Source organism: Caballeronia calidae (assembly GCF_900044055.2).
GTDB lineage: Bacteria > Pseudomonadota > Gammaproteobacteria > Burkholderiales > Burkholderiaceae > Caballeronia > Caballeronia calidae.
Genome location: NZ_FCOX02000022.1, coordinates 68,756 through 90,369, shown reverse-complemented (window position 1 = coordinate 90,369; position 21,614 = coordinate 68,756). Strand labels below are relative to the sequence as shown.

At 63.6% G+C, this 21,614-nt stretch carries 16 protein-coding genes; 8 read left to right on the top strand and 8 right to left on the bottom strand.

Annotation, left to right across the window (positions count from 1 at the left end):
* Positions 1–362: 362 nt before the first annotated feature.
* Positions 363–1,094, bottom strand: coding sequence for a Crp/Fnr family transcriptional regulator (locus AWB78_RS20680; RefSeq protein ID WP_062607614.1), 732 nt, complete (start codon positions 1,092–1,094; stop codon positions 363–365).
* A 766-nt stretch (positions 1,095–1,860) separates the two neighbouring features.
* Here AWB78_RS20680 and AWB78_RS20675 point away from each other — a divergent pair.
* From AWB78_RS20675 to AWB78_RS20660, 4 genes are all read left to right on the top strand, one after another.
* Positions 1,861–2,712, top strand: coding sequence for a class II aldolase/adducin family protein (locus AWB78_RS20675; RefSeq protein ID WP_062607612.1), 852 nt, complete (start codon positions 1,861–1,863; stop codon positions 2,710–2,712).
* A 259-nt stretch (positions 2,713–2,971) separates the two neighbouring features.
* Positions 2,972–3,292 (top strand): pyrimidine/purine nucleoside phosphorylase, encoded by a 321-nt coding sequence (ppnP, locus tag AWB78_RS20670; protein WP_061178916.1) that lies wholly within the window; start codon positions 2,972–2,974, stop codon positions 3,290–3,292.
* A gap of 83 nt (positions 3,293–3,375) precedes the next feature.
* A complete protein-coding gene (locus tag AWB78_RS20665) occupies positions 3,376–4,389 on the top strand; it encodes a type IV toxin-antitoxin system AbiEi family antitoxin (RefSeq protein ID WP_062607610.1) in 1,014 nt (337 codons plus the stop codon).
* The gene (locus AWB78_RS20660) at positions 4,367–5,239 is read left to right on the top strand and encodes a nucleotidyl transferase AbiEii/AbiGii toxin family protein (protein WP_062607608.1); all 873 of its coding nucleotides are present in this window, start codon (positions 4,367–4,369) and stop codon (positions 5,237–5,239) included. Before AWB78_RS20665 ends, AWB78_RS20660 begins: the two co-directional genes overlap by 23 nt.
* A gap of 4 nt (positions 5,240–5,243) precedes the next feature.
* On the opposite strand, the gene AWB78_RS20655 is transcribed toward AWB78_RS20660, so the two are convergent.
* Positions 5,244–6,260 carry a 1-aminocyclopropane-1-carboxylate deaminase gene (locus AWB78_RS20655; RefSeq protein ID WP_062607665.1) on the bottom strand — a complete coding sequence of 339 codons (1,017 nt, stop codon included), beginning with the start codon at positions 6,258–6,260 and terminating at the stop codon, positions 5,244–5,246.
* A gap of 153 nt (positions 6,261–6,413) precedes the next feature.
* Between AWB78_RS20655 and AWB78_RS20650 the strand changes: the two genes are divergently transcribed.
* The 3 genes from AWB78_RS20650 (at position 6,414) to AWB78_RS20640 (ending at position 10,915) form a co-directional block, all read left to right on the top strand.
* On the top strand, positions 6,414–6,941 hold the full coding sequence (locus tag AWB78_RS20650; RefSeq protein ID WP_062607606.1) for an Lrp/AsnC family transcriptional regulator: 528 nt from the start codon (positions 6,414–6,416) through the stop codon (positions 6,939–6,941).
* 82 nt (positions 6,942–7,023) lie between these two features.
* On the top strand, positions 7,024–9,411 hold the full coding sequence (locus tag AWB78_RS20645; RefSeq protein WP_062607603.1) for a penicillin-binding protein 1A: 2,388 nt from the start codon (positions 7,024–7,026) through the stop codon (positions 9,409–9,411).
* A 328-nt stretch (positions 9,412–9,739) separates the two neighbouring features.
* Positions 9,740–10,915, top strand: coding sequence for a GDSL-type esterase/lipase family protein (locus tag AWB78_RS20640; RefSeq protein WP_062607601.1), 1,176 nt, complete (start codon positions 9,740–9,742; stop codon positions 10,913–10,915).
* Between the two features lie 69 nt (positions 10,916–10,984).
* Here the strand turns inward: AWB78_RS20640 and AWB78_RS20635 are convergent, their stop codons facing one another.
* Entirely contained in the window at positions 10,985–12,193 is a 1,209-nt protein-coding gene (locus AWB78_RS20635; protein WP_062607598.1) for a glycoside hydrolase family protein, read from the bottom strand.
* A 1,217-nt stretch (positions 12,194–13,410) separates the two neighbouring features.
* Between AWB78_RS20635 and murJ the strand changes: the two genes are divergently transcribed.
* A complete protein-coding gene (gene murJ, locus AWB78_RS20630; RefSeq protein WP_062607595.1) occupies positions 13,411–14,796 on the top strand; it encodes a murein biosynthesis integral membrane protein MurJ in 1,386 nt (461 codons plus the stop codon).
* Positions 14,797–15,227: 431 nt separating this feature from the next.
* Here murJ and AWB78_RS20625 read toward each other — a convergent pair whose 3' ends face one another.
* From AWB78_RS20625 to AWB78_RS20605, 5 genes are all read right to left on the bottom strand, one after another.
* Positions 15,228–17,177 carry an acyltransferase family protein gene (locus AWB78_RS20625; RefSeq protein WP_062607592.1) on the bottom strand — a complete coding sequence of 650 codons (1,950 nt, stop codon included), beginning with the start codon at positions 17,175–17,177 and terminating at the stop codon, positions 15,228–15,230.
* A 93-nt stretch (positions 17,178–17,270) separates the two neighbouring features.
* Positions 17,271–18,281, bottom strand: a complete 1,011-nt coding sequence (locus AWB78_RS20620; RefSeq protein WP_062607590.1) for a polysaccharide deacetylase family protein — start codon at positions 18,279–18,281, stop codon at positions 17,271–17,273.
* Between the two features lie 5 nt (positions 18,282–18,286).
* On the bottom strand, positions 18,287–19,372 hold the full coding sequence (locus AWB78_RS20615) for an EpsG family protein (RefSeq protein WP_232477768.1): 1,086 nt from the start codon (positions 19,370–19,372) through the stop codon (positions 18,287–18,289).
* Positions 19,373–19,419: 47 nt separating this feature from the next.
* Entirely contained in the window at positions 19,420–20,439 is a 1,020-nt protein-coding gene (locus AWB78_RS20610) for a hypothetical protein (RefSeq protein ID WP_062607585.1), read from the bottom strand.
* Positions 20,439–21,602 (bottom strand): glycosyltransferase family 4 protein, encoded by a 1,164-nt coding sequence (locus AWB78_RS20605; protein WP_062607583.1) that lies wholly within the window; start codon positions 21,600–21,602, stop codon positions 20,439–20,441. Before AWB78_RS20605 ends, AWB78_RS20610 begins: the two co-directional genes overlap by 1 nt.
* Positions 21,603–21,614: the final 12 nt, after the last annotated feature.

The window sequence follows — 21,614 nt, the reverse complement described above, 5'->3', positions numbered from 1 at the left end:
GGAACATCTCGCGTCTGACCAAGGTTGGAAACTTCAGTTCGCACTGCGGCGGAAGTAACCGGCGCGCAGGCAACGGTAGGAAGAATGAGGAACCGCTCGCGGGCCGGAGACAAGACTATCGCGATCTAGGCGCAGGCGCACCATCTGGCGCGGGCCTCTGAAGACATGCTTCGCGAACACAAGGCGGTTGAGAGAGAGCTACCGGCGATCCCTTGCCATCGCCGAAGCGCGGCGATAACTCAGTCGGGCGGATAAGAATCCGATCGGACGTTCGTTTGATTTCTCTCGATCGAATTGCTCTTTGCGGCGTGCTACCGCGGGGGCGGGCGGCTGCTGCCAGCCGCGCCCGCGTCCAGCACGCTTCAGACGATGGCTTCCATCTGGCGGCGGGGCAGCATCCGGTCGAACTCACGCTTCACGATGCCGTAGCATTCGCATGCGCGCTCTTCCAGTGCGGCGCGATCCAGAATCTTGATGCAGCCGCGGCTGTGATGAATCAGGCCGGCGTCGTGCAACTTTCCCGCGGCTTCCGTCACGCCTTCGCGACGCACGCCGAGCATGTCGGCGATCATCTGCTGCGTCACGCGCAGTTGATCCGACGGCGTGCGGTCCGTCTGAATCAGCAGCCAGCGGCACAGTTGCTTCGAGAGCGAGTGATGCCGGTTGCATGCCGCCGTCTGCGCCACTTGCGTGAGCAGGGCTTGCATGTACAGCAGCATCACGCGGCGCAGGAAGTCCGAGCGGCCGAAGTGCTCGCGCAACGCGCCTGCGCTCATGCGATACGCGAAGCCCGCGCACTGCACCTGAACGCGCGTCGGCATGGTGTCGCCGCCCGTCAGCACGGGAACGCCCGACATGCCTTCACGTCCCACCGCCGCGACCTCGACGGAACCGCCGTCTTCCATCGTGTGCAGCAGCGAGATGATCGCCGTGGTCGGGAAATACACGTGGTGGATGCGTTGGCCGGAATCGCACAACAACTGCTCTGTGCGCAACTGAACCAGTTCGAGATGCGGTGCCATGGCTTGCCATTCTTGCGCCGGAAGTGCGCCCAACAGATGGTTGCCATGCAGGTCTGATTGAAGTGTGAGCATTTTTTTAGTCTCGTGCGTGTGCGCTTCGCGCTATTACTTTCTTCTGGCTCGCAACAGGATTCATGCAGGCATCTGACGGCGTGCATCGAACCCTGTTGCGACCAGCCCCGTAACATGAAGTCATCGCTCGTTGTTTTTGGTTAAGCGATCGCGGTGATCTTCGTGCGTGGTCGTACATTAGCGAGAGCTATGCCAGCGCGCGCCAATCCTTATACCAGTGAGGGTTTGCTCGATCCCAGCCGCAACGGCCGCGAACGTGCGCTCAAGTACGAACAAAATTGATTCAATCGTGAAAAGCGACCTTCATAGGGTGTGCCTTCCGGGGCAGGCCAATGCCAAACGTTTTCCTCTGTCGAATGCCCTGTCAGTGCGAGATCCCGGCGATGCCTTCAGAAGGCAAAACGCTGATCATTGGCGGCTCGAAACCCTTGTCGCAGTGGAAACAGGCCGTGCGCCAAAAATGTTGCAAACGTGGTCGATACACCGCCGATACTCATCGGGCGATTCGCCATCGATCACGCTGGAAGCCTTGTGCGACGGCCCTCGGCGGGAATCGTCGAGATTCGTAAGCCGGACTTGGCGCGATCGGGGCCGGAAGTGCCGAGTGGACAAAAACGTTGCATTGCCTAAACGAAGACACAGCAGGGCCGAATTGCCGAATGTATGAATCTCACTCATGCATCCTTGAACAACCTTCGTTTGTATTCAGCCTTCGCCCGCGGCACCATGCATGACATACCCACTTTCATCCGCATGGAGCGAGAACATGAGCGACGTCATGGAGACCCCCGGGAAGACCGCAACGGCCATCGACCTCAAGGGCCGCGTTTCGATTTATCAGCCGGAACAGGAAGGCCTGATCTTCCCCGAGCTGCCGGCGTTTTCCAGCCACGCCGAGCATCGCCAGTATCTGAAGGAGCGTCTCGTCGCCGCGTGCCGTGCGTTCGCACAGCAGGGCTTCGATTACGGTTTCGCGGGCCACCTCACCGTGCGCGATCCGGAACATCCGTCGCTCTACTGGACCAACCCGATGGCCGTTCACTTCGCGCAAGTGAAGGTCTCCAACCTCATCTGCGCGGATCACCAGGGCAACGTGGTCGAGGGCAATCATGCGATCAATCGCGCGGGCTTCGTGCTGCATGCCGCCGTGCATGAGCAGCATCAGGACATCGTCGCGATGTGCCATGCGCATACCGTCTACGGCACCGCGTTCGCGGCGCTCGGCAAGCCGCTGATTCCGATGTCGCAGGACGCCTGCGCGTTCTTCGAAGATCACGTCGTGATCGGCGACGAGGCGGGCAAGGTCGCCGTCGAAGTGAAGGGCGGCAACAAGGTCGCCAATGCGTTCAAGGGCGTGAAGGCGGCGATCCATCAGAATCACGGCCTGCTCACGGCGAGCCGTCACAGCATCGATTCGGCGGCGTTCTGGTTCATCGCGCTCGAGCGCTGCTGCCAGCAACAGCTGATGATCGAAGCGACGGGCATCACGCCGAAGCTCGTGCCGGAAGACCGCGCACGCTATAGCCGCGAGCATGTCGGCAGCGACTACATCGGCTGGCTGCACTTCCAGACCATCTGGAACGACCTCGTCGCCACGCAGCCCGACATGTTCGACTGAGCTTCCCGCTCTCAGCAATACCTCGCCTTCGGAGAAAGGCGAGGCGATTTCATTTATAAGAACTCGTCCGGCAACCTCGCGGGCTTCGTGAACCCATCGATCGGCGGATTGCTGGTGCTGGTGCTGCTGATGCCGAAGCGGATGGTGAATCGCTGATCCGGAAGCGCCTGGCAGAAAAAGGGCGATGCGGCGAAATCCGCATCGCCCTTTTTTGTATGATGGCGGACCATCTCTCACAAACCACTCGAGGACCACCGCCATGACCGCCGCAACGCAATTCGATCAGGTTTCCGTCATCAAACGCGCCAACGTCTACTTCGACGGCAAGTGCGTGTCGCACACGGTTCTCTTCGCCGACGGCACGAAGAAGACGCTCGGCGTGATCCTGCCCGGCACGCTCAACTTCGGCACCGACGCGCCCGAGCTCATGGAAGTGCAGGCCGGCCAATGCCGCATCCGTCTCGACGGCAGCGACGAATGGAAGACGTATGGCGCAGGCGAATCGTTCTCGGTGCCGGGCAAGAGCCGCTTCGATATCGACGTGATCGAAACGCTTGATTACGTCTGCAGCTATCTCTGATGGTCTCGGCAAGCGGCTTGTCCAATTTTTCACGCTGTCCACGTTTCGTGTACACTGACTGAAATTGGACAATCGATCCACCTATGCCGCCCGCCGATCACCCCATCGAGCAATTCGTCGAAGCCGCCGCAGCCGCCTTCACCGATGCGACCGGCCTCGCCGCCCGGCGCGTCAAGGCGCCGGCGCGCGGTGATTTCGACGCCGCCATCGAGTTCCGCATCGGCGGTGCGCGCTTCAGGCGTCCCGTCGTCGTGCGGGAAAACATCGACCGATACGGCGCGTTATCGGCCATCGGCGCATTGAACGGCGCGAAGCCCACGCTCGTCACCACGCATCTCTCCGCGAATATGATCCGCGCATGCCGCGAACTGGGCGTCGATGCGCTCGATCTCGCCGGCAATGCGAGCCTCATCGAAGACGGTAGCGTCGTGATCGTTTCGGGCCGGCCGCGCGTAGCGGAAAGCCGGGCGCGCCGCGCCAGAACGTGGACGAAATCCACACTGCGCGTCACGCTCGCCCTGCTCATTACGCCTGCGCTATTGGAACGCGGCTATCGCGATATCGCGCAAAACGCGGGCGTCAGTCATGGCACGGTGCAGAACGCCGTGCGCGCGCTCGTCGATCATCGCGATGTATTCGAGCGGCCCGATGGACGCGGCCTGCAATTCGCCGACAAGGATCGCCTGATCGACGAATGGGTCACGCTGTATCCGCGGCAATTGCGCGAATCGCTCGTCATCGGGCGCTATCGCGCGGAGTCGAACGACTGGTGGCGCGACGTCCCCGATCTGCCGGGTCAGTGCCAGTTCGGCGGCGAGCCCGCCGCTGCGATACTCACGGAATATCTGAAACCCGCGACGGTCACCGCCTATTGCGCCGATGCCGTGCCGCGCGAGTGGATCATGAAAGCGCGATTGCGCCCCGACCCCGCCGGAAACGTCGAATTCCTGCGCGCGCCCATCGCGCTCGCGCCCGTCGACGGACTTCCGCCGAACGTCGTCGCGCCGCTCATCGTCTACGCCGATCTCGTCGCGAGCGGCGACCCGCGCAATCTCGAAACCGCCAGGATGCTGCGTGAGCGCTATCTCGCCGCTTGAACTGCTACCGCACCGGCCGATCGTCGCGTCGACGGCCGCGATGCTGCGCGAAGTCGTCGCCGCGTCGCATCTGACGAACATCGCGTGGTTCGTCGGCGGAGCGAGCGCGCGCGACATCCTGCTCACGCACGTCCACGATATCGAAGCGATCCGCGCAACCGCCGACGTCGATATCGGCATCTCGATTCAAAGCTGGACCGGCCACGACGCGTTGCGGCGCGCGCTGCTCGCATCGGGCAATTTCAAGGCACCGAAGGGCTCGGCGCATCGGCTGAATTACAGCGTGCCGAAGACCGGCGAGCGCACATGGCTCGATATCGTGCCGTTCGGCGGCGTGCAGGACGCGCACGGAGAAATCGCGTGGCCGCCGGACGGGTCGGTGCGGATGAACGTCGCGGGCTTCCGGCAGGCGCTCGACGCGGCGATTCCCGTGCGGATCGCGAAGGATTGCGTCGTGCCGGTCGCGTCGCTGCCCGCGCAGGCGATGCTCAAGATCGTCGCGTGGCAGGACCGGCACGCGGCCGACCGGAAGGACGCGATCGACCTGCTCTTTCTGATGGCGCGTTACGCGCAGGCGGGCAACCTGGACCGCCTCTATTCCGATGCCTTCGATCTCGTCGAGCGGCACGGCCACGATCCGGATATCGCGGGCGCGGCGCTGCTCGGCCGCGACATGGCGGCCATTGCAGGCGACGCCGACATCCGCGCGCAGATTCTCGCGATCCTGCGCCCGGACGATCCCGCGCCGCCGATTCTCACGCACATGCTCGGCTCGCGCATGCCGGTCTTCGAAGCCGATACGTCGGAAACGATCGCCGCGCTGTTTTACGCATTCCGCGAGGCGTTCTAGACAATCAGCCGTTGCGGAACAGATAGCTATACGCGTTGATCGCGGGCACGCCGCCGAGATGCGCGTACAGCACCTTCGAGCCTTCCGGGAATTCGCCGTTGCGCACCATCTGGATCATGCCGTCCATCGATTTGCCTTCGTAGACGGGATCGGTCAGCACGCCTTCGAGCCGCGCGCACAGACGAATCGCCTCCAGCGTGCCTTCGTTCGGCAGGCCGTATTCGGGGCCGCCGAAGCGCGTATCGAGAATCACGTCCTCGCGCGTGATGTCCTGCCCGAGATCGACGAGTCCCGCCGTGTGCTTCGCGATGCGCACAATTTGCTCGTGCGTCTGCGCCGGTTTCGCCGATGCATCGATGCCGATCACGCGCCGCGCGCGCCCATCCGCCGCGAAGCCGACGACCATGCCCGCCTGCGTGCTGCCCGTCACCGAGCACACGACGATGTAATCGAACTTGAAGCCCAGTTCCGCTTCCTGCGCGCGCACTTCTTCCGCGAAGCCGACGAAGCCGAGCCCGCCCAGCGGATGCTCGGAGCAGCCGGCCGGCACCGGGAACGGCTTGCCGCCCGCCGCGCGCACGCTTTCCATCGCGTCCTGCCAGCTTTTGCGGATGCCGATATCGAAGCCATCGGCGACGAGGCGCACGTCCGCGCCCATCATCCGCGACATCTGGATATTGCCGACGCGGTCGTACACCGCATCGGAGTAATTGACCCAGTTCTCCTGCACGAGCACGCACTTCATGCCGAGATGCGCCGCGACCGCCGCGACCTGGCGCGTCTGGTTCGACTGCACGCCGCCGATCGAAACGAGCGTGTCGCAGCCTTCGGCGATCGCCTCGGGAATCAGATATTCGAGCTTGCGGGTCTTGTTGCCGCCGAACGCGAGGCCGCTGTTGCAGTCCTCGCGCTTCGCGTAGAGATCGACCTTGCCGCCGAGGTGCGCGGAAAGGCGCTTGAGCGGCTGAATGGGCGTCGGTCCGAAGGTGAGCGGATAACGGGGAAAACGTTGCAGGTTCATGATCGGCATCCTCGTGAGGGTGGGACTGCATGAACGCAATCGTAGAGATTCTCGCGGCCATCCGGGTTGCGAAAAAAAGGCGCTCGGCCTAACGTTTCATGATGTCCGAAATCGGACACTTTCTTTTATTTCGCTAAATTCGCCTTCAACGCAATGAAAAGAACCGCATCCGCCGCAAAGCCGCGTCCGGCAAGCGCTCAGACCGACCGCGTCGATCGCGCGATCCTGCGTCAGCTCCAGCGCGATGCGTCGATCTCGAATGTCGCGCTCGCCGAGAAGGTCAATCTGAGCCCGCCCGCGTGTTTGCGGCGCGTCGAGCGGCTGCGCGAGGCCGGTCTTATCCGCGCGACCGTCGCGCTGCTCGACCCGAAAGCGCTCGACGCCGGCATGCTCGTGCTGATCGGCGTGATCCTCGATCGCTCGACACCGGACTCCTTCGCCGCCTTCGAAAAAGCCGCGCAGAAAGTGCCCGGCTGCATGGAATGCCACGTCGTGACGGGCGAATTCGACTTCTTCATGCTGATCCGCACGCGCGACAGCGAGAGCTTCAACCGTCTCCATGCCGAGAAGCTGCTTTATCTGCCGGGCGTGCGGCAGATCCGCACGTTCATCGTGCTGCGCGAGATTCTTTCGACGACGGCATTCCCCATCGGCGAATCGGCCGGCACGCGCACGGCGTAGCCCCGAAGACACACTGCGCAAGATTTGCTGAAAAATTACGCTACGATTCAGGGTTTTCCATGTCTGGGCATCCCGTTTCGTTGTGACCGCGTCTGAAATCAAAGCCCTGGCCAAGGCGGTTCTGGCTCGCCTCGCAGCGCGGCTGCGTCCGCATCTGCGTCCCCGCACGCTGCTCCTGCTGCCAGCGCTCCTTCTTATCTATGTGCTGGTGCTGATTCCGTTCACGCCCGGCATCCGCGATATCCGCCGCGCAAAGGTCGACCAGCCCGCGCAGATCTATTCCGCCGACGGCAAGCTCCTCGCCGAGTTCAAGCCGACGCATCGCGAATGGGTGAGCCTCAAGGAAATCTCCCCGCAGGTGATCGACGCGCTCATCGCGACGGAAGACCGGCGTTTCTACGAGCATCACGGCATCGACTTCAGGCGCACGGCGGGCGCGGCGCTGCGCACGTTCTCGGGCGACCGGCAAGGCGGCTCGACGCTTACGCAGCAGCTCGCGCGCAATCTGTATCCCGAGGAAATCGGCCGCTCGCAGACGCTCACGCGCAAGCTCAAGGAAGCGATCACCGCGTTCAAGATCGAAGCCGTCTATTCGAAGGACGAGATCCTCGAGACGTATCTGAACACGGTGCCGTTCCTGTACAACGCGTACGGCATCGAAATGGCCGCGCGCACCTACTTCGACAAATCCGCGGGCCAGCTCGACGTGCTCGAAAGCGCGACGCTCATCGGCATGTTGAAGGGCAACAGCTACTACAACCCGGTGATCAATCCGGAGCGCGCGCTCGACCGGCGCAACATCGTGCTCGGGCAGATGGTGAAGTTCGGCCACTTGCAGGCCGCGAAGCTCGACGCGCTCAGGAAGCGCCCGCTGCGCATCGATTTCGAGCGGCAGACGGAAGAGCCCGGCCGCGCGCCGCACTTCGCGCAGCAGTTGCGCAAGTGGCTGATCGCGTGGGCCGACGACAACGACTACAACATTTATTCCGATGGCCTCGTCGTGCGCACGACCATCGACTCACGCCTTCAGACGATGGCGACCAACGCGCTCGCGTGGCAGGGCAATCAGCTTCAGTCGATCGCCAACGCGGCGTGGGGCGGGCGCGGCGGCTGCGCGGGCGCGAACGCGGACCTCGCGCATGCGTTCATCCGCGAGACGGATCAATACCGCGCGATGCGCACGAGCGGCGCGACGGACCCCGATGCGCTCAAGCATCTCGGCTCGGACCGCGCGTTCATGCGGGCGCTGTGCGAAAGCAAGACGCGCGTGCAGGCCGCGTTCGTCGCGCTCGATCCGCGCAATGGCCAGATCAAGGCGTGGGTCGGCAGCCGCGATTTCACGCAGGACCCGTTCGATCACGTCGCGCAGGCGCGCCGCCAGCCCGGCTCGACCTTCAAGCCCTTCGTCTACGGCGCGGCGTTCGAGCGCGGCGCGAAGCCCACGGACACGTTCATCGATCAGGCGGTGGAAATTCCGGTGCGCGGCGCCGAAACCTGGCGTCCGACCGACGATTCGCCGCCCTCGGGCCGCCCCGTGAGCCTGCGCGACGGCATCGCGTACTCGAAGAACCGCATCACCGCGCAGCTGATGGAACAGGTCGGGCCGGGACGCGTCGCGCGGCTCGCGCGCGACATGGGCGTGCGCGAGAGCCATCTCGACGTGGTGCCGTCGCTCGCGCTCGGCACGAGCCCGGTCACGCTGAAGGAAATGGTGTCGTCGTACGGCACCATCGCGAACGACGGGAGTTATATAGAGCCGCTGCTCGTCACGCGCATCGAGAACAAGGACGGCGACGTGCTCGCGCAGTTCGAAAGCACGCCCGAGCGCGCGTTGTCGGTCGATGCGACCCGCAAGCTCGTCGACGTGATGCGCGACGTGATCAATCGCGGCACCGGCACGGCGATCCGCACGCGCTTCGGCGTTCGCGCGGATGTCGCGGGCAAGACCGGCACGACACAGGACAACGCCGACGGCTGGTTCATCCTGATGCATCCGCAACTGGTCGCGGGCGCGTGGGTCGGCTTCAACGACAGCCGCGTGACGCTGCGCAGCGATTACTGGGGGCAAGGCGCGCACAGCGCGTTGCCGATCGTCGGCGACTTCATGCAGCGTTCGCTGCGCTCGCATCTGATCGACGCACGCGCGCGCTTCGACACGCAGGAAACGCCGGGCGTCTGGCAGACGATGGTCACGCGCGTGCACGCGTGGTTCGACGAGACGTTCTCGAAGGCGCCGAAGCCGGGCGCGCCGAAGACGGCGCAAACGGCGGCGCAACGTCCGGTGCGCGCGAAGCGCGCGGCGTCGGAGCCGGTCGCGGAAGTGACCGAAGCGCCGCCGCAAGCGCCGGTTTTCACGACGATGCCGCCGATCCTGCCGCCGCCGGGCGAAGGCGCGAGCGACGCGGCCACGGCACCGGCTCCGGCTCCGGCTCCGGTTCCGGCCGAAGCGGCTTCCGATACACAGCAGTAACGATCATCGCGTGCAGGCGGCTGGCCGCATGGCGCCGCCGCACGATCGTCCTTTTCCCGCCTTTCCTCCGATATGAGCGCCCGCGTACATAACGCGCGGCGTAACGATGGTTCGATTCCATTAGGCGAAACGAGCTGACCCAAGATTTCGCCGCACCCGCCGGCGCGCTGTGGCCACACGCGCCAGTCAATCCGGACAAGAACCGGTTCTGCTGAGTTTCCCCATTCGAAGGACGTGCGCGGCGTGATGCGCAACGTCCAATAAAAACACCCGGCTGGTATCGGAGAACGAAGTGAACAAGCGATTTCCTCGCCTCAGGCGAGCCCTCGTGGCCACCGCACTCGCACTGCCCTTCGCATCGTCGAGCTTTGCGCAGACCGTCAGCGCTACCCTGCCGTGGACCGGCACATGGTCCGCCGCGCCGATGAGCACCGGCGACGGCGGCTTCAATAATCAGACGATCCGGCAGATCGTGCACACAAGCATCAGCGGCACGGCGGTCGGCGTGCGGTTTTCCAATCTGTACGGCAACAAGCCGCTCGTGATCGGCGACGTGCACGTCGCGTTGCGCGATAGCGGCCAGCGCACCGTGTCCGGCAGCGACCGGCCCGTCACCTTCAACGGGCAAACCTTCGTCACGATTCCGCCGGGCGGCTCGGAAATGAGCGATCCGCTTGCGTTCCAGGTGCCGGCGCTCGCGGACATCGTCGTGAGCGCCTATCTGCCGCAACAGACGCCGATGGAAACGACCGGTCACGCCGAAGGCTTTCAGGACGTGTATATCGCCCCGGGCGATGTCAGCACCGACCCGGAATTCAAGGGCGGCGTCGTCAACGCACTCGGCGCGCAGTCGTATTACTTCCTCACCGACGTCGTCGTGCAGAACGCCAGTGCGACGGGCGCGGTGGTCGCGTTCGGCGCGTCCATCACGGACGGCTCCGCATCCGCGCCGAACACGAACGGCCGCTGGCCCAACCTGCTGGCGAAACGCCTGCAGGCGTCGGGCATGACGGTCGGCGTGCTGAACCAGGGCATCGCCGGCAACGACTTCTTCACCAACGACTCGGGCGAGTCGGGCCTCGGACGCTTCAAGCGCGACGTGCTGGATCAGTACAACGTGAAGTGGGTGATCATCTCCGACGATGCGGTCAATAACCTCATCGGGGGCGCGCCGCCGTCGGCGGACAGTCTCAACAACGCGCTCGCCGAACTCGTCCGGAGCGCGCATGCGGCGGGCGTCGGCGTGATCTGCTCGACGCTCACGCCGTTTCGGGGCGTGGATTCGTGGACGCCGGATATCGAGGCGTCGCGCGAATCGGTCAACGCGTTCGTCGCCACGTCCGACAGCGGATGCGACGCCGTGCTCGATCAGGCCGCGGCGCTCGGCGATCCCGCCGACCCGGCCACGATGCGCGGCGCGTACGACAGCGGCGACCATCTGCATCCGAATCAGGCGGGACTGCAGGCCATTGCCGATTCCGTGAAGCTCGACTGGTTCAAGTAAGCGCCGCGAAAAAGCAAAAAACGCCATGCGGAAATACTTCCCGCATGGCGCTTTTCATGGCGTCGCCGATTACGACTTGACGATCGTCGGGTTGGTGACGTTGATGCTCGGGCCACCGTTGTCCCACTGCTCGACGATCAGCGGGTACTTCCACTTCGGATTCGAGCTGCTGATCTGGCCATTCACGGTGTAACCGTCCAGGAACAGGCCCTGAACCGCGAACGAACCGCCCTGGCTCGTCGTGTCGACGTGGTTGGTGATCGCGATCGAAACCGTCTTGGGCTGCGGACCCGCCAGCGAGCCGAACCACACGTTGATGCCGCCGCCCTTGCAGTTCGCCGTCGTCGGGCTGTTGATCGTGATGTTCTTGAACACGGCCGAGTTGTCGTTCGGTTCGAAGTCGAGACCGCACGCCGGCGCCGTGCCGTTGATGTTCTGCCACGTCGGGCTGTTGAACGTGATCGTGTCGCCCGAGATGATCGACACGCCCTGACGGCGGCAGCCGTCGGCCTTGTGGTTGTCGACGCGCAGGTTGTACGTCGGCGTGCCCTTCTTCGTCTGGCTGTCGTTGATGTAGATGCCATCGCCCCACGTGTTGATCGTGGTCGGCGACGTGAGCGTCACGTTCGTCGCGCCCATGATCGTGAAGCCCATGCCGTGCTCGCCGCCCGACGCCGAGTTCAGCTCCTTGCTGCCGTCGAGGTAGGCGTTTTCGACCGTGACGTTGCTCACGTCGACGATACGGATCATCTGGTAGATGTCCGCGTTGTGCGCGAGCAGCTTGATGGAAGCGCCCGATGCGAAGCGGATGTGGCTGTTCGAGCGCAGCGTGAGACCGGTCGTGTCGATGCGGACCTGGCCCGAGATCAGGAGGATCTGGCCGACGGTGCCGTCGATGGCGGCCTGCAGCGCGGCGCGGTCATTGGTCTTGCCGTCGGCCTTTACGCCGAACGACGAAGCGGAGACGGTGCCGGCGGTGTTGTCGGCCGCGGCAGAGGTGGTCGAGCTCGCCGCAGCGGGCGCGCTCGCGGTGGTCGTGGCGCTGGCCGACGAAGCGGGTGCGGCGTCGCTTGCCGCAGCCGTCGAGTCGGCGCTCGAGTGCTTGCGTCGTCTCCAGCGATCTGCAACGGAATCAGGCGTCGCACCGTCGCCGCCGCCGCCGCATGCGGCGAGCACGAGCGCACCGCCGCCCGCGATGAGCGAGGTCAGCAGCTTGCGACGGGTTGCGAGGGGAGCGTCGACTACGGTGTTTTCTGCCTGGTTGTTGTTCGAAAACATTTTCTTTCCAATGGGTCGTGGCGATTTCGACGGGTGAACCCGTTCCTGCGACATCGGCCGCACGCGACGTTTCTTTATGGGCGATGAGATGCCCGACGCATAAAAAGCAGGTGCAAACGATCGCACCGCTCAGCGCTCGGCAGTCGCGCATGACGACTCCGACGGGCATCTCGGCGAATACAGACGAACTTCGGGATTGGAGAAACCAGATATTCCGGAAGAACTCGTTTACCCGTGTCCCGATGGGTCCGCGAACGGACCGATGAGACTACCGGTTTCGACGGCAGTTATTACCGTCTTTTATTTATACTACAGAACGTTACAAGGTGTTTCTACGGTGGACTTGTTACAGAATGTACGCTTGTAACTTTTCATTTTTCGTTTCCCGCGTTTTTTAGCGTTGCATTTTCCGCTTTAATCGCCGGCGAGTTAAATAATCTTCTCCGCGTTCATTGTTAATATGAAACCGGATGAAATGCAGCGAAAAAACATTCGATAAGACGATTAAATATTCATCCGACGAAAGGCGGCGCGGAATTAAAAAAAACGGGTAAAGATATCGTGTCGGATCGCTCCGCGCCGCCCTGCAAGCCTTTGCTGGCAAGGCCACTGCCTGTCGAAACGATTACAAACATTCGGATCATTTCGCTCGATAGTGAGATTTTCCATTTCATCATTCTTATTACGAAACGAGCTTTTTCCTCATTTAGTATGATCGTGAATGCACCGCAACCATCAATCAGACTCTTTTCACTCGCTTTCAGCCGATGAATCAGATTTTGTAAGTGCAGCGCTAAAACTTTTTTCCGGGCTTAAAGTAAAAACCCTACAGTGGTTACCCCTATCGGGTTTATACGAAGCTCAGCCAGACATTCGTCTCGTCCACGCTGCGACAAGCGTTCGCGGCAATTGGTAATAATCAGATCAAAGCATAAAGAGATAATCCGCAGACAAATAACAGCTATTGCGGAAATTCTTGCCTTCGAAATCGGCCATTTGTTCCGCGTCGGACTTCCGGAGCGCGGATACGGACCGCCCGTGACCCGCGCGGCGCTATCGGCAACGACGGGTGCCCTTGCCAACATTCGCTCCGGCCGCTTTGATGCATGCTCCTTCACTTGCGAAGAGCGTTCAGGCCTTCGCGGCATTGAGTTGCATGACGAGTTCGTCCTGACGTCGGGCCACGCGACGTAAGGCTCCCACGCAGGAGGAGTACAGTGCTGAGCGCAGCGGTGCAATCGGTAAGACGACGCTTCGGCGGCGTGCATCAGGATCACAAGCGAATCGCGAGAAGCGCCGTCGTTCTACTGATCTTCGTGATCGCCGGGAAGTGCATCGGCGCGTCGAAGGAAATGGCGATCGCATATCGCTACGGGATCAGCGGCACCGTCGACGCGTATCAGTTCGCGCTCACGCTCGTCACCTGGCTGCCCACGATGCTGACGAACGTCCTGAGCGTGCTGCTCGTTCCCGCGCTCGTGTCGCTCAGGGAAGACAAGACCCAGCAAAACGGCTTTCTCGGTGAGCTGGAGGGCATCGGGCTCGTCATCGGTCTCGCGTTCTGCCTTCTGCTCTGGCTCTTCTGGCCGTATCTGGCGGACGTCGTCGCGGGCAGTCTCGCGGAATCGACGCGCGACATGTGCCGCGAGATGATCATCAGCATGACGCCGGTCGGCGTGCTGACCTTCACGATCTGCATATCGTCGTCGCGGCTGCAGGCTTCGGGCAGGCACATCAACACCTTGCTCGAATGCGTGCCGGCCATCGGCCTGCTCCTGTTCGTGCTCGCCGCACGCGATAACACGTCGATCATGCCGCTCGTCGTGGGCACGTCGCTCGGCTTCGTGGTGCAGGCCGCGTGGCTGCGCGTGCTGGCGAAGCGCGCCGATACGATGTCGGCGCTGCCGCGCGTCTCGGCGCGCGCGAAGCAGTGGCCGGAGACGATCCGCTCGATGGGCACGCTAACGGTCGGCGCGGTCGTCGCGAGTCTCTGGCTGCCGCTCGATCAGTATTTCATGGCGCAGCAGGGCGACGGCGCCATCGCCACGCTCGGTTACGCGAGCCGTCTGCTCTCGCTCGTGCTCAGCATGGGCGCGCTCGCCATCACGCGCGCGACCTTGCCGATCCTCGCGGAGATTCTCCATCGCGGCGATCACGCCCGCGCGCGCAGCACCGCGCTGAAATGGTCGGGCATCATGGCGACGGTCGGCCTCGTCGGCAGCATCATCGCGTATGTGCTCGCGCCTTACGTCGTGAAGCTGCTGTTTCAGAAGGGCGCGTTCACGGCGGACGACACCATCGCCGTCACGACGCTCTTCCGCTACGGGCTGCTGCAGGTGCCGTTCTACTTCGGCATGTGCGTGCTCGTGCAATTGTTCGCGAGCGAGACGCGCTATCGCGCCATCTCCGTCATTTCGCTGATCGGCTTCGGAACCAAGGTCATCGGCAACGTCATCCTGGTGCGCTTCTACGGCGCGCAGGGCGTGCTGCTCGCGACCGGCATCGGCGCGATCGCCGTGCTCGCGTCGTACATCTTCTGGACGCGCTTCGCACCGCCTTTCACGGGCGCCGGTCCGAACGCCGGAGCGGGCACGTCGCTGTAAGCGTGGCCTGCGTGGGCGAGCGGTGAGCTCGCCCGGCTTTTCTTCCAAAGTCCCATACGGTATCTGCAAGGCTCGCTCATCGCGCCTTGCGCCGTCTTTTCCCGATCCGAAGCCGAACAGCCTCGTCTAAAGCAAACGCAGGCGGCCTTTCCTCAACGCCGAACCCGAACGACCGAAACGCCTGGTCGAACGCGCACGCACGCGACCTTTCCTCGATCCCAAACCCGAACGACTCGAACCGCCTGGTCTAACGCGCACGCACGCGGCCTTTCCTCGACGCCCAACCCGAACGACCCGAAACGCCTGGTCTAACGCGCACGCACACGTCCTTTCCTCGACGCCCAACCCGAACGACCCGAAACGCCTCATGAAACGAACACGGCCTCCCGAAGGAGGCCGTGCACTCGGCAATCTCGCCAGCCAGTCGCAGGCTACGAACCCGCCGCCAGATTTTGATCGAACACCCGCCTGAACATCGGCACGAGGAAGCGATTGCCGTATTCGCTCATGTGATGGAAATCGGAATACAGCGGCCGGCCGTCGTGCGAGCCCATGCACTTGCCGTCCGGGCACAGGTAAGGGCGCGGGTCGAGCAGATGGATGCCGCATTGCTCGTGCGCCTGATCCATCGCCTGCAACAACGCCCCGTTGCGCGCGACGTAATCGGACAGCGTGATCGACAGATCCGGCGCGTTCGGGTCCTTCACTTTCTCGTGCGCAAGCGTCAGCGGCACATTGAAGTCGAATTCGGGAATCGGCTCCACCAGATAGACGGGACGAATCTTCGCGATCCGGCACACGGTCGAGAGCAAATGATCGCGATAACGCTCGGTCGAGAACGGCGCGGGCCGCTGCCCCGGCCGGTCGAGGTTGACGAACGAGAAATCCGCCATGCCCGGGCTCGACCAGTATTGCGACCAGTGATTCGCGATGATGACCGGCGTTTTCGCCGTCTCGTCGCGGCTCAGGATATCGATGTACTTGCGGTCCTGATCGAAGCAGTCTCCGTTGCCGCGGCGGATGCCGTAGATCGTCGGGCAGCCCTCGATCGTGATCAGCAGCACGTCGCCGTCCTTGCCCTTGGGCACCGCCGCGACGACCGCCTCGGCGATCGCCTCCGCGTGACTGTCGCCGAGCACGACCACGCGGCTCTGCTTCTGCTTGCTCGCGACGTCGCACGGATCGATCATCATGTGGCACTTCGTGCGGTGCGGATTCGTGTCGTAGGTCTCGCTGTCGGCGACGAACACCGAATGGTCGAAGCGCTCCGGCACGCCCTGGCTCGCGTAGATGCTGCCGCCGCCGACCGCGAGCAGCGTCGCGAACACGAGAATCGGGCGCAGCGTAATGAACCTCGGGAACGCGCGCGTCTCGCCGCCCCTCGGCTTTCTCGTCTTCGATTCGATGAGCGCATACGACAGCCAGCCCATCACGAAACCGCCCGCGATGGCGCCCACGCGCCACGGCAGCGAGCCGTCCTTGTCGAAGTACGTGAGCGCGACGACGAACGGCCAGTGCCACAGATAAACCGAATACGAAATTTTGCCGATGAACTGCGCGAGCCGGTTGCCCGTGAAGATCGACCTGCCGCGCGCCGCGAGCAGCACGAGCGCCGTGCCCAGCACCGGCACGAGCGCGAGGATGCCCGGCCACGCATTGTCTTCGTTGAAGGTGAACGCGCCGTACATGATCATCGCGATCCCGGCGAACTCCATCGCCCGGCGCACTGGGCGGCCCGGCCGGATCGGGAACAGGCAGACGAGACCGCCCGCGAGCATCTCCCAGGCGCGCGTCGGCAGCAGGAAGAACGCGGCCGTCGGCCACTTGGTCGGATCGGAGAGATAGACACACAGCCCGAACGAGACGAGCGCCGCGCCGACTAGCGCGACCACCGTCCCGCGTTGCCCGAACAGCTTGCGCACGAGCAGAATGCCGAGCGGATACAGCAGATAGAACTGCCACTCGACCGAAAGCGACCACGTGTGCAGCAGCCACTTCAGGTGCGAGCGGACATCGAAGTAGCCCGCTTCGCGCCAGTAGACGATGTTGGAGAAGAACCCGAGGCTCGATCCCGCCGCCTTGCCGAACGCACGGAACTCCGAGGGCAGAAGCACGAGCCAGCCGAACACCGTGAGCGCGAAGCAAAGAAACGCGAGCGCCGGAATGATGCGTCTCGCGCGGTCCGCGTAAAACTCGATCACCGAGAATTTGCCCTTCGCGATCCGCCTGAAGATGATGTCCGTCATCAGGTAGCCGGAAATCACGAAGAACACGTCGACGCCGAGGAAACCGCCCTTGAAGCCAGGCACGTCGAAGTGAAAGAGGACCACAGCGAGGACTGCGAACGCGCGCAGTCCGTTGATATCGTTACGAAAGTTCATCGCGACTTTTCTCCTTTTCGTGCGTGCCGCGCGCGTGACGGCGCGCCGCGATGGCGTTCGCCATCGCGTCGTACCGCGTGAGTCAACTTTCTTTCAAACGAACAGACCGAACTCCATCTCCGCAAGCCGGTTCTCTTCGGACTGCGTGGCCCGCGCGACTTCTGCCATGGTCGCGGGCTGCACGCCGTAGGTGTCTCTCAGATGAACGTGATGCCTGAGCACCGCTTCGAGCACGGCCAGATTCTCGGCGAGATTGGCGCCGAAGTTATGCGGATGCCACCACAGGTGAAACGACCTTCCGGTGCGCGCCGCCGAGGTCATCGACTGCTTGATCCGATGGATGCGCAGCCACTCCAGCGCGCGCTTGTTGCGCGCATACGGGCGCAGAAAGCGGCTCGAGCGCACATCGACGAGACCGCGCGAAGGGCGCGGATCGAAAGCGTGATCGCCCGAAAGATTGACGTAGGCATCGGCGAGACGCGCGGCGCGCCGCAGCGCGGCTTCATCGGCGCGCGATGTTTCGCGATACATCCAGTTGCGCTCGGTGCCCCGGTAAGCGACGAGCCCCTGCGCCGCGCAGACCGAGAGATACGCGTTGTTCACCTGATTGCGCGGAAACACGATGCTCGCGGGCGGATCGGCGAGACGCCGGATCGACGCGACCGACGCTTCCATATCCGCCGCGAATTGCGCCTTGTCCTGGCCCGCTTCGAGGCAGTAGTAATGGCAAAAGGTATGGCTCGCGAGCTCGCTGCCTTCGGTGTCGACGATCTGGCGCGCGAGCGACAGGCCGTAGTGGTAAGGATCGCTCTTCTCGTTGTCGCCGATCGAATCGAGATAGCCGTTCACGTACGGGCTCAGCTTCGCATCGGTGTACGTCGGCCGGACGTCGGGCAGGTTCGCGAGCAGCTCCTTCTTGTTATCGAAGAGCAGCATGCCGACCGTCGCCCATGTCGCCTTCACGCGATACTTCGTGAACATCGCGAGCATGGCGGGAATCGCCTCGCGCACGCCGAGGATGTTCTTGCCGTATGTGGCGATCGTGCGATGGTCGCGCACGCCCCACATCAGTTCGAAATCGAGCGAAATCAGGAAGTAGGACATCGTCGTCAGGGCATCAGGAAGTAGTGGTAGACGCCTTCGAAATAGCTCTTCGTGACGTCGGCGGCGACGGCCACATACACGCCAACCGTGATCGCGAGCACGATCGCGTTCTTGAACTTGATCTGCGGGGCGAGGAAAGGCAGCAGCAGCGGCACGCAATACCAGACGCGGCCCTTCGCGAACGGAAACACGAAGAAGGCGACGATGAGATACACGAACAGGCCGACATGCATGATCGACAGCCGCGTGAGGCTGCTCTGTTCCTTCGTGTCCGGCGAGCGCCACGTCGAGTAGAGCACCATCACGGACGCCATCGTGTAGAAGAACAGCAGCGCGAGCAGCTTGATCGTGAAGTTTTCCTGATAGCCGGTGTACTCGTCGATACGCCGGCCGCCGTAGGTCGCGAACAGGAACCTCGCCGCCGATGCCAGCACGACCGCCGCCACGCTGACCGCGACGATCGCGCGCCCCTTCTTCTCGCCGAAGAAGCCGGCGGTCAGCAGGAACGCCGTGGGCACCGCGAAGGTCGTGTGCACGAAGCTCGCGAGTCCCATGCCGAGCGTCGGCCGGTTGAAGCGGAATGCGAACAGCATCGCGATCGCGAGGCCGAAGCCCTGACGGATCTGAAACAGGCCGACCGTGGCGAGCGCATACGGAATCACGAGCCACAGCACGAGCCCCACGAGCGGGCGGCGCGTCTGCAGCAGCGCATACATCACGATGAGGTTGAGCAGGATCACCGTCGTGCGGATGCCGCCCTCGGGCGTCACGCCGAACGAATTGAGCAGGATGACCCACGAACGCCAGCCCAGCTCCTCGGTGATGAGGCTGACGAGAAAGCCGAAGTCCGACTCGCGGTTGCGATAGAACTGCACGAGCCAGTGCCAGTCCGTCGAGCGGAAGTACTGGATGTACGCTTCCTGGTCGAAGATCAGGCCGACGCTGCGCTCGCGAAACGCGACGATCGAAAGCGCGGTGGCTGCGAGCACGAGGAACGCCCATCCCGAGGGCGTCATGAAGTACGCGAATCCGGTCACTCGCCTCGCCGGTGCGCGCTGCTGCGCGGTGTTGTCCATGGTCGTTGCTTGCATCGTTTTGGCCTTTTTTCCGCTTTAGTTATTGTGTGCAGGCGCGGCTTTCACGGCACGAGCCTCAGGTTGTTGACGACGATCTTCGGTCCCGCCTTGTCATAGTCGATGCTCTCGACGGTCGTGAGCCGCGGGCTCACCCATGTCGGCGAATGGCTCGCGATCTTCCCCGACACCATGCGCCCGTTCAGCTTGAGCGACGACACGGCGAACGCTGCATCGCTCGCGCCTTCATCGCGATGATTCGTGATGTCGATGTCGATATGCTTGGGCACCGGCCCCACGATCTCTTCCAGCCAGACGATGATCCCGTACCGGCAGTTGCGCGTCGTCGGATTGACGATGCGGATGTTCTCGAGAATGTCGGCGTTGCTGTTCGGTTCCGCGTCGAGGCCCGCTTCCGGCTGCGTGCCGCCGATGTTCTCCCACAGCGGATGCTCGAACACGATATTGCGCCCGCTGATGATCGACACGCCCTGACGGCGGCAGCGGTCCGCATGATGCTTCACCACGCGGATGCCGCTGCTGTACTTGTGCGCGACGTTGTAGCTGTTTGCGATATAGATGCCGTCGCCCCAGCAGCCGACCGTCTTCGGCGCGATCAGCGTCACCTCCGTGCTGCCCGCGATCGAAAAACCCATGCCGTGGCCGTTCTCGCGCAACGCCGGCTTGGCGGCGTTCAGCTCCTTGCTGCCGTCGAGCACCGCGTTCTCGACGAGCACGTTGTTCACGTCCCAGATGCGGAACATCGAGTAGAACGACGTGTCGTGCGGCAGCAGCTTGATCGACGCGCCCGGCGCGAAGCGCACATGGCTGTCGCGGCGCAGATCGAGCCCTCTTGCGTCGATGCGGCATTTCCCGGTGATCAGCAGCGTCTGGTCCACCGACCGGTCGATGGCCGTCTGCAGCGCGACGCGGTCGTTGGTCTTGCCGTCGCCCTTCACGCCGAACGACTTGTCGGTGACGACATCGCGCTTCATCGCCGCGCGCGCGTCGAGTCCCAGCGCGCCCGCACCGCCGGCCACGGCTCCGATCAGCAAAGAGTGGATCACGCGCCGCCTGTCGACCATTACGCTTTTTCTCCCGTGACCGTGCGCGGGTAAGCCGCGCTCTTGCCTTCGTCGCCGCGTGCGCGCGCGCCGAGCCGCGCGAAGATGCCGTCCCACTGGCGCAGGATCGCCGGCGACGAGTAGCGTTGCCGCACCGAGGCCGCCGCCTTGCGTCCGAGCTCGGCGCGCAGCGCTTCGTCCGACATCACGCGGCGCAGCGCGTCGATGAGCGCCGCCTTGTCGCCGGGCGGCACGAGCACGCCGTCCTCGCCGTCGCGCGTCAGTTCGCGCGGGCCGCTCTTGCAGTCGAACGCGACCGTCGCGAGACCGAGCGCCATGCCTTCGAGCATCGCCATCGGCAGGCCTTCGTAGCGCGACGACAGCACGAAGGCATCGGAACGCGCCATCTCTTCCCAGGGCGTCGTCGTCTTGCCGGGCATCAGCACGCGCTCGCCCATCTTCAGTTGCGCGACCTGCGCTTCGAGCACCGCGCGCTCCGGGCCTTCGCCCCAGATCCACAAGTCCCAGCCCGGGAACTCGGGCGCGAGCGTCGCGAAGACATCGATCAGCAAATCGAACTGCTTCTGCGTATTCAGCCGCCCCACCGCGACGAGCCGCCTGCGCGCGCTCTTCTCGACGGTTTCGGGCCGCAGCAGAAGCAGCTCGTCCGGCAGCGGATTGGGCACGACCTCGATGCCCTTCACGCACGGCACCATCTTCCGGAACGAGGCCTCCATGTTGTCCGTGAGCAGCGTGAGCAGATCCGCGCTCGGATAGACGAAGCGGCACATCTGACTCATGAGCTGCGAGCGGCCGTCGGCGGACGGGTCGATGTGCTCGCTCGCGATCACCGGAATGCCGAGCCCGCGCGTGGCGAGGATCGTCGTGATGTTCACGTTCGAAAGAAACGACACGATCACGTCCGGCGCGCTCTCGCGAATGAGCGCGCGCAGCGCCCGAAAACGCGCGGGATATTGCAGCATGCGCGCGCCGGCCTTCACGCGATCCGCGAGAAAGATGCAGCGCACGTTCTCATGGAGCGGATAAAAGCACGCGCCGCGGCCGCTGTACGTGATGACGAGCGACACGGTATCGCCGCGCTGCGCCCAGGCATTGACGAGCGATGCCGCGACGCGCTCCGCGCCGCCGCTTCCCATCGAACTGACCACGAGCATGATGTTCATCGGCTGCGGCTC

What these genes read in the sequence shown, in the direction of transcription:
- AWB78_RS20650 (WP_062607606.1), top strand. Translation starts at nt 6,414, where the DNA reads ATGAAAAGAACCGCATCCGCCGCAAAGCCGCGTCCGGCAAGCGCTCAG.
- AWB78_RS20610 (WP_062607585.1), bottom strand. Translation starts at nt 20,439, where the DNA reads ATGGTCGACAGGCGGCGCGTGATCCACTCTTTGCTGATCGGAGCCGTG.
- AWB78_RS20620 (WP_062607590.1), bottom strand. Translation starts at nt 18,281, where the DNA reads ATGTCCTACTTCCTGATTTCGCTCGATTTCGAACTGATGTGGGGCGTG.
- AWB78_RS20625 (WP_062607592.1), bottom strand. Translation starts at nt 17,177, where the DNA reads ATGAACTTTCGTAACGATATCAACGGACTGCGCGCGTTCGCAGTCCTC.
- AWB78_RS20665 (WP_062607610.1), top strand. Translation starts at nt 3,376, where the DNA reads ATGCCGCCCGCCGATCACCCCATCGAGCAATTCGTCGAAGCCGCCGCA.
- ppnP (WP_061178916.1), top strand. Translation starts at nt 2,972, where the DNA reads ATGACCGCCGCAACGCAATTCGATCAGGTTTCCGTCATCAAACGCGCC.
- AWB78_RS20635 (WP_062607598.1), bottom strand. Translation starts at nt 12,193, where the DNA reads ATGTTTTCGAACAACAACCAGGCAGAAAACACCGTAGTCGACGCTCCC.
- AWB78_RS20675 (WP_062607612.1), top strand. Translation starts at nt 1,861, where the DNA reads ATGAGCGACGTCATGGAGACCCCCGGGAAGACCGCAACGGCCATCGAC.
- AWB78_RS20680 (WP_062607614.1), bottom strand. Translation starts at nt 1,094, where the DNA reads ATGCTCACACTTCAATCAGACCTGCATGGCAACCATCTGTTGGGCGCA.
- AWB78_RS20605 (WP_062607583.1), bottom strand. Translation starts at nt 21,602, where the DNA reads ATGAACATCATGCTCGTGGTCAGTTCGATGGGAAGCGGCGGCGCGGAG.
- AWB78_RS20655 (WP_062607665.1), bottom strand. Translation starts at nt 6,260, where the DNA reads ATGAACCTGCAACGTTTTCCCCGTTATCCGCTCACCTTCGGACCGACG.
- AWB78_RS20615 (WP_232477768.1), bottom strand. Translation starts at nt 19,372, where the DNA reads ATGCAAGCAACGACCATGGACAACACCGCGCAGCAGCGCGCACCGGCG.